The 14,820-nt window shown below is 64.6% G+C and carries 15 protein-coding genes and 1 pseudogene; 10 read left to right on the top strand and 6 right to left on the bottom strand.

Annotation, left to right across the window (positions count from 1 at the left end; all coding sequences use genetic code 11):
• Positions 1-4: 4 nt before the first annotated feature.
• From ACWTU7_RS19135 to ACWTU7_RS19120, 4 genes are read right to left on the bottom strand one after another with little or no spacing between them, the layout of a single operon-like run.
• A complete protein-coding gene (locus ACWTU7_RS19135) occupies positions 5-433 on the bottom strand; it encodes a hypothetical protein (RefSeq protein WP_455839550.1) in 429 nt (142 codons plus the stop codon).
• Positions 430-1,782: a phosphatase PAP2/dual specificity phosphatase family protein gene (locus tag ACWTU7_RS19130; protein WP_455839549.1), complete on the bottom strand. Its 1,353-nt coding sequence runs from the start codon at positions 1,780-1,782 to the stop codon at positions 430-432. Before ACWTU7_RS19130 ends, ACWTU7_RS19135 begins: the two co-directional genes overlap by 4 nt.
• 2 nt (positions 1,783-1,784) lie before the next feature.
• A complete protein-coding gene (locus tag ACWTU7_RS19125; protein ID WP_455839548.1) occupies positions 1,785-3,563 on the bottom strand; it encodes a bifunctional alpha/beta hydrolase/class I SAM-dependent methyltransferase in 1,779 nt (592 codons plus the stop codon).
• 30 nt (positions 3,564-3,593) lie between these two features.
• Entirely contained in the window at positions 3,594-4,196 is a 603-nt protein-coding gene (locus ACWTU7_RS19120) for a CDP-alcohol phosphatidyltransferase family protein (RefSeq protein WP_455839547.1), read from the bottom strand.
• Positions 4,197-4,605: 409 nt separating this feature from the next.
• Here ACWTU7_RS19120 and ACWTU7_RS19115 point away from each other — a divergent pair, with 409 nt between their 5' ends.
• The 8 genes and pseudogenes from ACWTU7_RS19115 to ACWTU7_RS19080 all read left to right on the top strand — a co-directional run.
• Positions 4,606-5,595, top strand: a complete 990-nt coding sequence (locus ACWTU7_RS19115; protein ID WP_455839546.1) for a TIM barrel protein — start codon at positions 4,606-4,608, stop codon at positions 5,593-5,595.
• A gap of 33 nt (positions 5,596-5,628) precedes the next feature.
• Complete coding sequence (locus ACWTU7_RS19110; RefSeq protein WP_455839545.1) at positions 5,629-6,687, top strand: sugar ABC transporter substrate-binding protein; 1,059 nt, start codon at positions 5,629-5,631, stop codon at positions 6,685-6,687.
• 60 nt (positions 6,688-6,747) lie between these two features.
• Complete coding sequence (locus tag ACWTU7_RS19105) at positions 6,748-8,292, top strand: sugar ABC transporter ATP-binding protein (RefSeq protein ID WP_455839544.1); 1,545 nt, start codon at positions 6,748-6,750, stop codon at positions 8,290-8,292.
• Positions 8,289-9,266, top strand: a complete 978-nt coding sequence (locus tag ACWTU7_RS19100) for an ABC transporter permease (RefSeq protein WP_455839543.1) — start codon at positions 8,289-8,291, stop codon at positions 9,264-9,266. The genes ACWTU7_RS19105 and ACWTU7_RS19100 overlap by 4 nt, the downstream gene beginning before the upstream one ends.
• Positions 9,263-10,138 carry a MurR/RpiR family transcriptional regulator gene (locus ACWTU7_RS19095; RefSeq protein WP_455839542.1) on the top strand — a complete coding sequence of 292 codons (876 nt, stop codon included), beginning with the start codon at positions 9,263-9,265 and terminating at the stop codon, positions 10,136-10,138. Before ACWTU7_RS19100 ends, ACWTU7_RS19095 begins: the two co-directional genes overlap by 4 nt.
• Positions 10,135-11,073, top strand: a complete 939-nt coding sequence (locus ACWTU7_RS19090) for a ribokinase (protein WP_455839541.1) — start codon at positions 10,135-10,137, stop codon at positions 11,071-11,073. Before ACWTU7_RS19095 ends, ACWTU7_RS19090 begins: the two co-directional genes overlap by 4 nt.
• Before the next feature lie 482 nt (positions 11,074-11,555).
• Complete coding sequence (locus ACWTU7_RS19085; protein ID WP_455839540.1) at positions 11,556-11,873, top strand: hypothetical protein; 318 nt, start codon at positions 11,556-11,558, stop codon at positions 11,871-11,873.
• 751 nt (positions 11,874-12,624) lie between these two features.
• Positions 12,625-12,705: pseudogene (locus tag ACWTU7_RS19080) on the top strand (periplasmic heavy metal sensor); the annotation flags it as partial.
• Positions 12,706-12,866: 161 nt separating this feature from the next.
• Here the strand turns inward: ACWTU7_RS19080 and ACWTU7_RS19075 are convergent.
• Complete coding sequence (locus ACWTU7_RS19075) at positions 12,867-13,403, bottom strand: Hsp20/alpha crystallin family protein (protein ID WP_127208507.1); 537 nt, start codon at positions 13,401-13,403, stop codon at positions 12,867-12,869.
• A gap of 57 nt (positions 13,404-13,460) precedes the next feature.
• Positions 13,461-13,925: an Hsp20 family protein gene (locus ACWTU7_RS19070; RefSeq protein ID WP_095520913.1), complete on the bottom strand. Its 465-nt coding sequence runs from the start codon at positions 13,923-13,925 to the stop codon at positions 13,461-13,463.
• 232 nt (positions 13,926-14,157) lie between these two features.
• On the opposite strand from ACWTU7_RS19070, the gene ACWTU7_RS19065 reads away from it, so the two are divergent.
• Together ACWTU7_RS19065 and ACWTU7_RS19060 are read left to right on the top strand one after the other, a co-directional pair.
• Positions 14,158-14,376, top strand: a complete 219-nt coding sequence (locus ACWTU7_RS19065; protein WP_455839539.1) for a hypothetical protein — start codon at positions 14,158-14,160, stop codon at positions 14,374-14,376.
• A gap of 159 nt (positions 14,377-14,535) precedes the next feature.
• Positions 14,536-14,793 (top strand): DUF982 domain-containing protein, encoded by a 258-nt coding sequence (locus ACWTU7_RS19060; RefSeq protein WP_455839538.1) that lies wholly within the window; start codon positions 14,536-14,538, stop codon positions 14,791-14,793.
• The last annotated feature ends 27 nt before the right edge of the window (positions 14,794-14,820 follow it).

Raw genomic sequence — 14,820 nt, 5'->3', positions numbered from 1 at the left:
CGGCTCAGAAAGACAAGGCGACAGCGGATGCCGCCACGAACAGGCCGAGCGCGATGCGCTGCTTCATCAGCAGGCGCTGCGCGCCCGCGATGCGCCGGTCGAGCGAGCGGATGCCGGCAGCGGCCGGTTTGACGCGCATGCGCGCCAGCACGTCGTCGACCGAGGCACCGCCGGCGGCTTCGCTGATGTGGCTCGCCATCAGCCAGAACAGCAGCGCGTCGAAGACAAGCAGGGCCGAGACGGCGAGGGTGACCATGCCGCTCGCTGCCGCGACCAGCCAGGCCGCCGACGCCAGCGTCGTCGTCTGCGGCTGCGCTGCCACGGCAATGAACGGCGCGGCCACCAACGCGGCCAGCACCAGCAGCAGCGGCCACACCGCCTGCGTCATCAGGCTGGCGGCGAAGGCCTCGGCTTTGTCTCGATGGGCACTCATGCCGGCTCGTCCGCCGCTATCCGAAGATGCACCGGACGGCCCGATGCCGTTAGTCGCTTATGCGCCTGCGCCGGCGTTGGCGAGCGACCGCTGGCAACCAGCCAGTTGGCGATGATGGCGGCGCTGCGCTGGAAGCCGAGCGCGCAGCAGACTAGCACGGTGCCGTGGCCGCGGGCCGCCTCGATCGCCGCCACCGCTTGCGTTTGCGCCGCTTGCGAGGGCGGCAAAAGATCGACCATGGCGACAGCCGTCCAGCGGCAGGTGACGCCGCGCGGGCTTTCCAACTCGCCGGCAAGGTCGATTACCGTGCCGAAAGCGTCGGCCTCGGCGGCGGTGGGAAAGCGGCCGAGGAAGACGCCGTCGGCGATCGCGACATGCGGCGGCAGCTTGCGCGTCCACGCCCACACATTGATCTTGGCGCCAAGCCGGTAAGGCAGCAGCAAAACACGGCTGGCCAGCGAGACGCTGCCATCGGCCGCTTTCTGGAACACTTTGGCGCCGGCTCCGACATAGGCGAAGGCGACGATGGCCAGCGCCAGCGCCGGCCACAGCAGGATGAGCCACAGCGCCGAGACGAAGGCGCCGGCAACGGCGCCGGCCAGTGCCAGCGCTGCGACGAGCGCGTAGAACAGCGACAGCCGCCGTGCCTTGGGATCGGCGGTCAGCCGGAAGCCGGCGAACGGCAATTCGCCGTCGCGCGGGAACAGCCACAGGGCGAAGAAGCCGAGCAAAGCGCCGGTCGGGATATCGATGACATGGTGCTGCCATGTCGTCAGCACCGAGGCGCCGATCAGGAAACACCAGACGTGCCAGACGATGGCGGCCAGGCCTTTGAGCCGACAGCGCCAATGATCCCAAATGATGACAAGCAGCGCGATGTGCAGCGACGGCGCCTGGTTGAACGGCTTGTCGAAGCCGCCGAGCACCGCGAACATGAACCCCGGCAGGCCTGATGTCTGCGGCCGCATGAAGGTCGCCGTCAGCGGGAACAGGATGAAACAGGCGACGGCGATGATCTGCGCCGTGAGGTAACGGCCGGCGAGCCGGCCGACGCCGCGCTTGGTATCGTTCAACAGCAGCGACAGGCCGTAGAACAGGTTGATCGACCAATAGGGCACGATCGTCCAGGCGATGAACGGGATGCCGCGCTCCCAGGCAAAGACGATGCTGCCGACATCGTCGCGCTGCGACGCCAGCCAGTTGGCGAAGCCGTAGGTCACGTAGAAGAACGGCGCCAGAAACGCCAGCCACAACGCAGCGCGCAGCACGATTCCGGCGTACGGCTCGCGCGCGGAGGCAGAAAGGGCAGGGGCCGCGGCAACGGCGGCGCCAAGGACTGGCAAGACCATGCTCAGACGCGCCGCGCGATCGAGACGGTGAAGATGCCCCACTGGTCGATGCGCTGGTCGAGCTTTTCGAAGCCGGCCGCCGCCACCAGCTGGTCCATCTCGCCTTGCGTGCGCCGACGCATCACCCAGGCCTGGCCGCCGCGATGCGAGGTCAGGCTGCGCGCGATCATTTCGAGCTGCGGATGCCAGGGCTGGTTGGTGTAGAGAAGCAGGCTGCCGGGTTGCATCGCCTTGGCCAGCCCGCCGAGCGAGCGGGCGATCATGGCGTTGTCGGCAAACAATTCGTAAAGTCCCGAGACGATGGCCAGGTCCGGCGCCGGATCGAGCCCGGCCAGCATTTGGGCGTCGAATGCGTCGGCCTGGTGGAACGAGACGCTGGTCGGCAGGTGCCGCTCGGCGATCAGCTTGCGGCCGAGCGAAACGTTGAGGTCGGAAAAATCCTGCAGCCGCACGCTGGCCGGCGGCTCAGTGCATTTGGCGACGGCGTCGAGCACGTAGCGGCCGTGGCCGGCGGCGATATCGACGATATGGACCGGCCGGCCGGCCTTCAGCGTCCGAGTGGCGCTGCCGATCAGCTCTTCCAGGTGCAGCTTGCGCTGGCGGATGCCACGCCAGCCGATGGCGTCGAGAAAGGTGCGGTCGATCATGCGGCCGAGCGGACCGTGGCCCCGCGCCTCGTTCTCGTAGACATAGTCGAGAGTCGAGCCGGAATCGAAGCCGGTGGCAATTCCCGTCTTCATGCCTGACGACAGCCAGGCGCCCATGCGGATCGAGGCGCGGCTCATTGCCCAGTAGAGGCCCCTCGGCGACAGCAGGGCGAGCGGCGAGGCGAGCCGGTCGGCCTCGTCGCGTGTGAAGCCGGCGCGGTCGGCCGCGGTCAGGTCGACCGGCTTCTCCGGGGTCGCGAACTGTCTTTCGAGGAACGGCTTGATCAGATCGAGTGCCTTGCGGCGTTCGCGTTCGCCGAGCGTGTCGTGGAAGAAGCCGGGCAGCACATGCCGCTCCTTGGCCGGGCTGGCGAGATTGACGAAGAACTCGTGCTGAGGTCTATGCCGCACCACCCAGTCGCTGCCGGAGATCAGCAATTGCGTCGGCACGGTGATGGCGCGGGCGTCGGCGACGATACGCGCGGCGTGATCGTAGAGCTCGACCAGGATGTTGGACGCGATCGGCCGCGTGATCAGCGGATCGGCCTCGAAGGAGACGATGCGCTCGGGGTCATGCGTCAGGAACTTGGCCTTGACGTAGGAATTGACGAAGAAGCGGCCCTTGATCTTCTGCCACAGCGCAATGCCTTGCTTGGCGAAGGGCACGTAGAGCTTGACCGAAAAGGCCGGCGAGGCCAGCACCACAGCGCGAATCTGCGGTGCATAATCATGCACCCAGGCGGCGGCGAGCACCGCGCCGAACGATTGGGCGATCAGCGCGATGTCGCGCTGGCCGAACCCGTCTCTGCCGATCTCGCGCACGAAACAATCGATGTCGCGCACCAGCGCGGCAAAGGACGGCGCATAGCCGCGTTCGCCGGCCGAGCGGCCATTGCCGCGCGCGTCCCAGGCATAAAAGGCATGGTCGGGCATGTCGAGTTCGTCGACCAGATGCGCCATGCGGCCGCCATGCTCGTGGCCGCGGTGGAACAGCAGGACCGCGCCCTTGGCAGGTCGCCCGACCGCCGGCCAGTAGCGGTAGAAGATCTCGGTGCCGTCATGCGTGCGGAAGGTGCGCTCCTGCGCCACCCGCTGCTCACTTGCGGAAGCGGCAATCGTTGGTTCATGAAGCATGTTGTTCCCCTGGCGGATGCGACCGGAATTTCAGCCACCGCTCCCGTTAAGGCCGCTGCGTATCCGGTTGATGGCGGTCACCAGCGAGAGTGTAGCCATTGCCGGAAACACAAACGGCGTGATCGCTTCCACCCATAGGCCGCAGGCGATGAGGAAGGCGACGATGCCGAGCGCCAGCGCCCGATCGCTCTTGCCGAACGGCCCGGCATAATTGCGCCCCGTGCCCGCAGCGATGCCGAGCACACCGGCGAATTCCACAAGCACTGCCGTGATGACAAAGGCGACGACGCCCCAGGCGGGGAAGAGAGCGGCAAAGGCCAGGATCAGCGCGAGGTCTGAGACGACGTCGCAGAGTTCGTTGAGGTACATGCCAAGCTTCGAGGCCTGACCATGTTCCCGCGCGAGTATGCCGTCGATGGCGTTGAGCGCCATGCGCGCAAACAGCACCACCGGCATCAGGATGAAGATCGCGCGATGGCCGGCAAGGGCCGCGACCAGAATGCCGGTGGCGACCGACAGGGCGGCAGCCAGTAGCGTGATCTGGTTGGCGGTGACGCCGGCTCCGGCCAGCCGGTCGGCGAGCGGCCGCAGCTTCGCCTGGAAGGCCGGTTTGAGCGCATAAAGCGTCGGCATGTGCGAACCCCCCGGCCGCGGTGCAACTAACGTCTGCGAGGATGGTCAATTGGCGCGCAAGACGCAAGGGCGGCGAGCGGTTGTACATGGTTACGATCAGCAGCGCTGGCCGAGGCAACAAGCGACCGCTGTGCAAGCTCGGAATAGAGCGCCTGGCATGTGCGGGGAATCCGCTGCACGTGCGTTGTTACCGTTTCGCGAAAGCGGCAACAACTCCGCTTAAAGCTGCGTGGACGCGGGCCGAAACCAGTTTATTGGCAGTCCGCTCTCTTCCTGGTGCACGCTCTGCGGCCGCCATCATGCCGGATCGAAACAGCTGCCGCCGTTTGGTGGGCATGGCTCACCTCTCAAATGGCTACTTTACAAATATTCGTGCATATGTGAAGTTATGTCCACCGAAGGATCATCCATGACAGCCAATCGTTTCGCCACACGCCTCAATTCCTTTGCCTCGCGGCCACAGGCCGAATGGCCGGATCTTATCGGCAAGCCGTCCATGCTGCAGATGGCGGCGCGTGCTGCGAAGGTTGCGGGGCTGACCGACCTCGACCTCAACTTTCCCGATCATGTCGATGAAAAACCTGCGGAAATGGCGCGAAAGCTCGGCGACATCGGCCTTTCCGTCAATGGTTTTGCCATGCGCTACTACTCCAATCCGGCCTTCAAGCTCGGCGCCTTCACCAATCCTGATCCCGCGGTTCGCCGCGAAGCCATCGACCTGACCAAGGCTGGCATCGATGCCGCTCGTGAGGCCGGCACCAATCTGATGACGCTGTGGCTCGGGCAGGACGGCTTCGATTATGCCTTCCAGGCCGATTACGCCGCGCTCTGGCAACACGAGATTGATGGGATTCGTGAAGTTGCAGCGCACGACCCCGATTGCCAGATCAGCCTGGAATACAAGCCCAATGAGCCGCGCTCCTACAGCCTGATGCCCGACGCGGCGACGACATTGCTGGCCATCCGCGAGATCGCCCTGCCCAATCTCGGCGTGACGCTTGATTTCGCCCATGTGCTCTATGCCGACGAGCAGCCGGCCTTTGCCGCAGCACTCGTCGCGCGCCACAGCAAGCTGCTCGGCGTCCATCTCAACGACGGCTACGCCAAGCGCGACGACGGCCTGATGGTCGGCGCGGTGCATACGCTGCAGACGATCGAGCTGCTCAGGCAGATCCGCCGCGACGGCTACGCCGGCGCCATCTACTTCGACACGTTTCCCGACATGACCGGGCTCGATCCGGTCCACGAATGCGAAGTCAACATCGCGACCGTCAAGCGCATGCTGCGCGTCGTTGATCGGCTGGAAAAGGACAACCGCCTGTCCACCGCCGTCGAGCGTCAGGACGCGGTCGCATCGCAGGCCATCATCCAGGAAGCCATGCTCGGACCGGACAGCTGAGGCCGGCGCCGTTTTCAACAAGGGAGGAAGACCATGAAATTTCTGCTTGCCACCGCTGCCGCTGCCCTGATGGCGCTGTCCATCGGCTCGGCTTTTTCCGCGGACCTTGCGCCGCTCAATTCCGACACCGAGAAGGATCGGATCGACTGGTCGCAGCTCGAGGCCAAGTTCGGTGCGTTCCCCAAGCTGCCCGACGGCACCAGGGCCGGCGCAGTCTCCAAGACGCTGACCAACGAATACTGGCGCTCGCTGGGTGAGGGCTACAAGTCGTTCGGCGACCGCGTCGCTGTTCCCGTCGTCTACCAGGCGGCGCAGAGCGAGGGCGACCAGCTCGGCCAACTCACAATCGCCGAAGGCCTGGTCACGCAAGGCTACAACGTGCTGCTCGTCTCGCCGCAGACCGACTCCAACCTGCAGCCGATCATGGAACAGGCCAAGGCCGCCAACGTGCCGGTGGTCAACGTCAATGACGCGGTCATCCCGCAGGCCGAGCACTATGTCGGCAATGTCCAGCGCGACAATGGCGTGCGCGTCGCCAGATGGTTCATCAAGAACCGGCCGGATGGCGGCAAGGTCGCCATCGTCGAAGGCCAGGCCGGCGTCTATGCCGCCGTCCAGCGCACCCACGGCTTCAAGACCACGATCACCGAGGCCGGCAAGTTCGAGGTCGTCGCCAGCGTCCCCGGCAACTGGGATCGCCAGACCTCCTACGACGCGGCCACCAACATCCTGCAACAGCACCCCGACCTGATCGGCTTCTATGCCAACAATGACGGCATGGCGCTGGGCATCGTTGAGGCGGTCAAGGCCGCCGGGCTGCAGGACAAGGTCGCCGTCTTCGGCACCGACGGCATCTCCGACGCCTATGCCTCGATCCGCGCCGGGGAGCTGACCGGCACCGTCGATAGCTTCCCGGTGCTGACCGGCGAGGTGGCGCTGGAATCGGCGCTGCGACTGGTGGCCGGGCAGAAGCTGCCGCGTGTCGTCGCCACGCCGCAGGCGCTGATCACCAGGGACAATGCCGACCGTTATTCCGGCGCCGGCGACGCCGTGCGCAAGGCGCTGCTCGAGGACGCGGCAGCGGGCAATTAAGGGGCAGGACTACGGGTGCCGGCCCTTCGGCTGGCGCCCTTTGCCTGGAGAATAGAACCAATGTCCGTGATCCCCCGGCTGCAATTCGAGGGCATTTCCAAGATGTTTCCGGCCGTGCGGGCGCTTGGCGATGTGTCTTTTTCGGTCGGCGGCGGCGAAATCCATGGCCTGCTCGGTGAGAACGGCGCCGGCAAATCGACGCTGCTGCGCATCCTGTCGGGGGTCTACAGGCCGACAGCCGGAAGCGTGCTGATCGACGGCAGACCGGTAGCGCTGAACAACCCGGTCGCGGCGCGCGCAGCGGGCGTCGCCATGATCCATCAGGAATTGCAGCAGGTGCCGCACCTCAGCGTCGCCCAGAACATGTTCCTCGGCCATCCGCTGACGCGCGGCGGCATCTTCGTCGCACGGCGCGAGCAGGAACGCCGCGCCGCGGAAGCCCTTGCCGCCATAGACCCGACGATCGATCCGGCAGCTCCGCTCGGCAGCCTGAAAGTCGCGCAGCGGCAGATCGTCGAGATCGCCCGGGCGCTGCTCGATCGTGCGCGCATCGTGGCGATGGACGAGCCAACATCGAGCCTGACGCCGAGCGAGTTCGAGCGACTGGCCGAAGTCATTGCCGGCCTGGCCCGCGACGGTGTCGCGGTCGTCTATGTCTCGCACAAGCTGGACGAGGTGTTCGGCATCTGCCAACGCGCCACCATCATGCGCGACGGCGTCGTGGTCGATTCGGTCAATCTCGCGCAGGTGTCGGAAAAGGCCGTCGTTTCGATGATGGTCGGCCGCGAGCTTGCCCAGGAACAGCACCGCTCGCACGCATCCAGCGAGGTCAGGCTGAGCGTGCGTTGCCTCGCCTCGGCAACCAAGGTCCATGACGTCTCGTTCGATCTGCATCGCGGCGAGGTGCTGGGCATTGCCGGCCTGGTCGGCTCGGGCCGCACCGAACTGCTGCGGCTGCTGGCCGGCGCCGACCGCGCCTCATCAGGCACGGTCGAGATCGACGGCAAGGCGATCAAACTTTCCAATCCGCGCGACGCCATCGCCGCCGGTATCGGCCTGGTGCCGGAGGAGCGCAAGCGCGAAGGCATCGTGCCGTTGCGGTCGATCTCCAGCAATATGGCGCTGGCGTCGATGGGCGTGTTCGCACCGCGCGGCATCATCGATCACACCAGGCTGAAGCGGATCGCGGCTGAGAAGATGAAGCGGGTCAATCTCAGGCCATTCCTGCTCGACCGGCCGATCCGGCTGTTCAGCGGCGGCAACCAGCAGAAGGCGATCATCGGGCGCTGGTTGGCGGCGGGAACGCGCATCCTTTTGTTCGATGAGCCGACGCGCGGCATCGATGTCGGCGCCAAGGCGGAGATCTATCATTTGATCGAGGAGCTCGCCGCCGAAGGCCATTCGGTCGTCGTCGTGTCGTCCGAGCTTCCCGAGGTGATCCGGCTCGCCGACCGCGTGCTGGTCATGCGCGACGGCACGGTTGCCGCCGAACTCGGCCGGGCTGATCTCAGCGAACAGGCAATCGCGGCGCATGCCATACCCCAATCGGAAGCGAGGGCCGGCACGGCGCGCCACGTCGGCGTAACAGACAGGACCAGCGGATGACTGATGTAACGGAACATACAGCAGCCCGGCCACGGGCGGATTTCCTGCACCGGTTTTCCGTGCGCGACGCCGGCACGCTGATCGGCCTGGTGGTGATCCTCGCCGTCTTCGGTGCGCTGGTCCCGGGCTTCTTTGCTGAGCGCAATCTGATCAACATCCTGCAGCAGTCGAGCATTAACGCCTGCCTGGCGTTGGGCATGACGCTGGTGATTATCTCGGGCGGCATCGATTTGTCGGTCGGACCGACGGCGGCTCTTTCGGCCGTCATCTCGGCGTCTATGCTGGTTGCCGGCGTGCCGTTTCCGCTGGCCATCGCCGCCGGCTTCGCCATCGGCCTCGTCTGCGGGCTGCTCAACGGCGTGCTGGTCGCCTATGTCGGGCTGCAACCTTTCATCGTCACGCTGGGAACGCTCAGCACCTACCGGGCGCTGGCGCTGATCTATACCGGCGGCAACCCGGTGCTCGGCCTGCCTGCCGGCTTCCGCGCCATCTTCAACGGATCTTTGTTCGGATTGCCATTGGCGGTCATCATCGTTGCCGTGGTCGCGCTGATCGCCTGGATCATCCTCAAGAAGACGCCGTTCGGCGAATATCTGCTCGCCGTCGGCGGCAACGAGGAGGCCGCCTACATAGCCGGCGTGCCGATCGCCCGCACCAAGATCGCCGCCTACATGATCTCGGGCCTGCTGGCGGCCCTTGCCGCGCAGATCCTGATTGGCCGGCTGGGTGCTGCTGAGCCCATTCTCGGCAATCTCTGGGAGCTCGATGCGATTGCCGCGGCGGCCATCGGCGGCGCCTCGCTGATGGGCGGCAAGGGCAGCGTGGTCGGCACCATTCTGGGCGCCGTCATCCTCGGCTCCATGCGCAACGGCCTGACGCTGATGAATGTCCAGTCCTTCTATCAGCTCCTGGCAACTGGCCTTATAATCCTCGCCGCGATGCTCATCGATCGCGTGACGAGGGGACGTGGATGACCTTGACCAGCCTGGATCTGAAAGCAGTAGGACCGCGGATTCGCATGATGATGCCGCATCTGACGCCGCTCGAGGCCAAGGTGGTGGAAACCGTGTTCGGGCGGCGCGGCTTCGACGAGAGCATTCCGCTCAAGCAGATCGCCGAGGAGGCCGGCGTGTCGGAAGCGATGGTCGTCAAGATCGCCAAGAAGCTGGGTTTTTCCGGCTATCGCGACTTCCGCACCGCGGTCTATGAGTACAGCCGCCTGCCGACCGCCGAAATGCACCAGGAGCTGTCGGTCGACGACAGTTCGGCCGAGATCGTACAGAAGGTATTCCGCACCTCCATCCAGGCGTTGGAGGAAACGCTGGCCATCCTGGACATGGACGATTTCGACCGCGCCGCCAATCTTCTCTACCGCGCCAAGAACCGTGATTTCTATGGCGTCGGCGGCTCGGCGCAGATCGCGCGCGACGTCTCGCACAAATTCCTGCGCATCGGCATCCGCGCATCAGTCTACGACGATTCGCACATGATGCTGATGTCGGCATCGCTGCTTGGCGCCGACGACATCGCCGTCGGCTTCTCGCATTCCGGCAACACCAGCGCCGTCATCGACGCCATCCACCTCGCCCGCAAGAGCGGGGCGCGGACGCTGGCGATCACTAACTATGCCAACTCGCCGCTGGCCGCCGTCGCCGACATCGTGCTGTGCTCGACCGCGCAGGGCTCGCCATTGATGGGCGAGAACGCGGCGGCACGCATTGCCCAACTCAACATTCTCGACGCGCTGTTCGTCGCGGTGGCGCAGCGCGATTACCAAGCGGCGGAGCGCAATCTCGGCCGTACCATGTCGGCGGTGACGTCGAAACGCCGGGACAGGGGCACATGACGGCTTCCCCGCCGCTGGTCACCGTGTTCGGCAGCCTGCATTACGACATCATGGTCGAAGCCCCCGACCGCCCGCGCAAAGGCGAAACTGTGACCGGCCATGCCTGGCAGCCGAAATGTGGCGGCAAGGGCGGCAATCAGGCGGTGTCGGCCGCGCGGGCCGGCGTGCGCTCGGCGATGATCGGCGCCGTTGGCGATGACGATTTCGGCCGCGTGCTTCTCGGTAATCTCGAACGCAAAGGCGTCGACAGCCGCTTCGTGCGGGTCGCGCCTGGCGCCGGCTCCGGCATGAGCGTGGCGATCTTCGACGACGGCGGCGACTATGGCGCCGTGATCGTCTCAGGCAGCAATCTCACCTTGGGCGAGAAGGACATCGCCGCCGCGACCGAGATGGTTGCGCACACGGCGGTGCTGCTGCTGCAGAACGAGGTGCCTGAAGCCGCCAACATTGCCGCAGCGCGGGCGGTGAGGAGACACGGTGGTCGGATCGTGCTCAACGCCGCGCCCGCGCGAAAGCTGACCGGCGAACTGATCGCACTCACCGATATCGTTATCGTTAACGCCATCGAGGCGGAATTTCTGGCCGGCATTCCGGTCGTCGACACGCTCGAGGGGGCTGCCGAGGCGGCACGCATGCTGGTCGACTTCTACCCGGCCGCGATCGTCACGGCGGGCGGGGAGGGCGTTGCCTATTGCGACCGCGACGGCCAGGCGTTCGCGCTGGCGGCGATCCCGGTGAAGGTCGTCAGCACCCATGGCGCCGGCGACGAGTTCGTCGGCGCGTTCGCGGCAGGCCTTGCCCGCGGGCATCAGGTCGAGGCCGCCATCGCCGCCGCCAACGCCGCCGCGGCCTTGCTGGTCGCCACGCCGGAAACGGAAGCGCGAGGCGATCTGAGAAAAGGCGCTGAGAAGGGAGCGCTGAGAAGGGGGCGCTGAGAAGGGGGCGCTGAGAAGGGGGCGGGCCCATCTCAGCTATAGGGCGACCAGCACTGCTGGCGAGGGCCGGCGGCGCAACGACGCCCTCAGGATGGCAGCTCGGCATAGTCGGGCGGGGCTCATTGGGGATGATGCTTTGTTAGCATCGGACTGGCGAGCCACTTACGGCAACAAGGTTAGTTCGGTGCACCATCAGCAAGAAGGTATCGAAAGCCGTTCGTCGTCATCCAGCGGCACGCGCCAGATGCGTTGCCCACGCGCGGAATGGCTCCCGGTTCGGGGTCTATATGCGGCTTTAGCATCGCGACTTGCCAGCAATGGCGCCCGTGATAGGCGATAGAAAGGCCCGCGCCGTTTGATTGGAGGACGCGGGGCCGGGTATTGCGGCCCAGGATTGTTCACGCCTGGTCACACGACGACCGGGCCGGCCGCAAACGGCTGCACTTTAGTGGAACCTAATTTAAATGAGGCTATTATCGTGCATGGGGAAACGCGAGGTCCAGACCGTTACTGAATACCGAATAGCTGGAGATCAGCTGACCGATGATCCAGTGATCGCTCTCGATATCGCGGACCGGATATTGCAGGCAGCCGAGCACGACCGGATTGTCTATGTCGTCGCGACAGCAGAACCACCCCAAGCCGACCTTATCGAGAAAACAGAGCCTCAACAGATCAGGGCTTCCAGAACCTCTTTCCGCGACCTTGAAGTTTTGCTGCTTGTTCTCTATGCGGCCTATGCACTCGTCGTGCTGGGTGTCACCGCTTTCGTTGTGATGGAGTTAGGCCCTGTTCTGTAGACGTGCTTCAGCAGTTCGATAATCGAAACGAAAGCCCGCCACCCTTTCGGATGACGGGCTCCGTTGCCTGGATGCCAGGAACGCCACGGTAGCGACTTCTGCTACTAATGCTCCCGTAGATATTCAATATGCGGCCTCCGCGCCGCCTGGCGCATCGGCTGAACAAATGAAGCCCGCGCCTCTGGCGGAGAGCGCGGGCCCGATCGGGTTGCAGCCCGATCCGCAGCAGGAACCCGGAGGTTCCGCCGCTCGGGAGTAATTATTAGAACTTTCTAATATCCATGCATCCTCCGGATGAATGATGTAACCGCCCTCGTAAAGGAACACCTTGTCAGGAGATTCTTTTGCCTGAGTCATGTTTGCCCCCTCTCCGCCGGGCCTCAAGCAAACTTTTGAGACAAACGTTCGTATTGGTGGATGGGTGCGCTTTCAGGGAGAAAGCCGTGGGCAGACAGCAACGCACCGTCTTTTTGGGTCTTTGCGTGTGTCCTTGGCTTTGTGCTGTTGGTCCTAATCCTGCAAATCGTGAGTTTGCTTGACTAGATAAGACGCCGAAACCGGCTGCCGGTGTGAATTTTTCGCCGGCGCGCGTAGGGGGCTTCCTGCGTCTGGGTCGTTTCCGTGGCCGCTCGGCCCGCAGTTTCACCGGCCCGGACAGCAACACGGTTTTCGCCCGAGGTGAGGAAGGAATTCTCGCAGCATCCGCCTCGCAAATCGTCCGCGCACCTTGGCGGCATTGCGCGAGCTGCGCATGGCGCGGACCAATCTGGCGGCGGCGCAGCAGGCTTCGCCCTTCGACGAAGCGGCGGTGAAGGACGCGATGGCGGCAGTACGCACCGCCACGACAAACCTTCAGGCGACGATGCAGGACTATCTGTTGACCGCGCTGAAGAACGTCAAGGCAAGCCCGCTGCAGGAAGTTGATGCTGGTAGGGCTGTCGTTCTAAGGTGTCCGGCGCAGCCGGGCGCGTGCGCGTCCGGCTGCCGATGTCGTCAGTGCTTGCTTCCGCCAGAACTGACTTTGCTGCCACTGATGGCGATGCGCTTGGCCTTCGTCTGCGCGCGCTGGGTCTTGGGCAGGGTCACGCTGAGCACGCCGTTGTGGAAGGCGGCATTCACCTTGTCCTCCTCGACCTCGTAGCCGAGCGGGATGCGGCGCTCGAAGCGGCCGTAGAACCGCTCGGAGAAGTGCCTGTCCTTGTCCTCGGTCTCGGAGCGCTTCTCGCCGCGCAGCGTCAGCACGCCGTCATCGAGCAGCACCTCGACGTCCTTCTCGTCCATGCCGGGGATTTCGGCGGTCACGCGGATCTCCTTCTCGCTGTCTGAGATTTCAACACTCGGCCAGCTGGCGCGCGCCGACGAAAATCCGCTGAGCGACGGCATGCGCGTTTCGAAACCGCGGAACGCGTCGTCGATCATGCGGTTCATCTCGCGATGCAACGCCATGAACGGGTCCCGGTCATCGTCACGATAGAAGCTGGGAACCGGACTGTTCTCCCGGCCCCACGGAATGAGATCACGAATAGCCATTGATGTTCTCCTTTCTCGACTGGTTGTGCCAAAGGCGACGTCAGGGATCGCCTTCGCTTAGGCGGCCTGCTTCGGCTTCTCGACCTGCCCGGCCTTCGGCGCACCGCCTTGCTTGGCGATTGCAATGCGACGCGGCTTCATCTCCTCGGGCACTTCGCGCACAAGGTCGATCGTCAGCAGGCCGTTGTTGAGCGAGGCGCCGGTGACCGTCATGTGATCGGCAAGCTCAAAGCGCCGTGTGAACGGCCGCACCGGAAGGCCGCGATGCAGATATTCCACTGTGCCCAGTTCCTTGCGCTCGCCCGAGACGATCAGAAGGTTGGGCTCGTGGCTGATGTCGAGATCGTCTTCGGAGAAGCCGGCGACGGCGATCTTCACGCGGTAGGTGTTCTCGTCGCTTCGCTCGATGTCATAAGGCGGCCAGCTGTCGACTGCCTGAGGCGCGTTTTCCAGTAGGTTGAAGACGCGGTCGAAACCGATGCTCGACCGATAAAGCGGGGAAAAGTCGAATGCGGTTCTCATAGCTACATCCTCCATTGAGCAACATAGTACGAGGGGACGCCAAAGAGCTGGCGCTCCCTGGGTTCTGCCGGTCCCATTCGGCAACCGGCAATTTCGATTTGGTTATTGCCAGCCCGAAATCAAGACCCAGATTCTGTCCCGCTGCCAGATTTTTTGTTGCCACAGTGTGGCTGGTAATGGCGGTTTCAACCTTCATTTGAGGGTCGCGCCGGCACACCGCATGGAGGATACCATGACCATGACACGCGACGAGGTCATTTCGGTGCTGGGCCCGGTGGACGACGCCGTCATCGCCGACATTGTCTCGACCGGCGCGACGATCGAAGAGTTGCGCGAGGCCTTTGCCTGGGTCGGCGCCGATGAGGCGCTGGTGAACGAGGGCCGCCCCCTGCCGTCGGCTAGGGTGGCGACGCTGATCGGGCTTCTCGAGCCGCCGGACGACGACATGTAGACGGCCGTTGCGTCTGCGCGGGAGACAGGTCTGGCAGGAGGTCTTGAAGCGCGCAGGCAGACGAACCATCTCGTTTGCCGGCGCCGATCGGGCCGCCTCCTGCTTATTCGAGGATGTTACTTGCTCAAAAAAACAGAAAACAGAAAGAAGGAGGAAGTGATGAACGACGTCCCATTTTCCGAGCCGATCACGCTGAAGCTCCAATCCGTCGGAGAGCGCAAGGTCGCCAGCAGCTGGGAAGCCATCGAATGCATGCAGCAGTGGCCGGTCCGGGCACGCGGCCGGAGCTGGCGCGCAGCCTATCGCGCCTGCCGCGACGCGCTCGACGGCTGGCGCACCGCCCGCGAGGCTCGCACGGCGTTCGTCAAGGCGGCTCGCACGGCCGGACTGCTTGTCACGGGACGTAAATCCACCTGAGCATCAATCCACCTGAACGAATCCACC

This window comes from Mesorhizobium sp. BHscii (assembly GCF_053848065.1).
The sequence above is the reverse complement of the archived record's forward strand: the minus strand, read 5'-3'. Positions and strand labels throughout refer to the sequence as shown.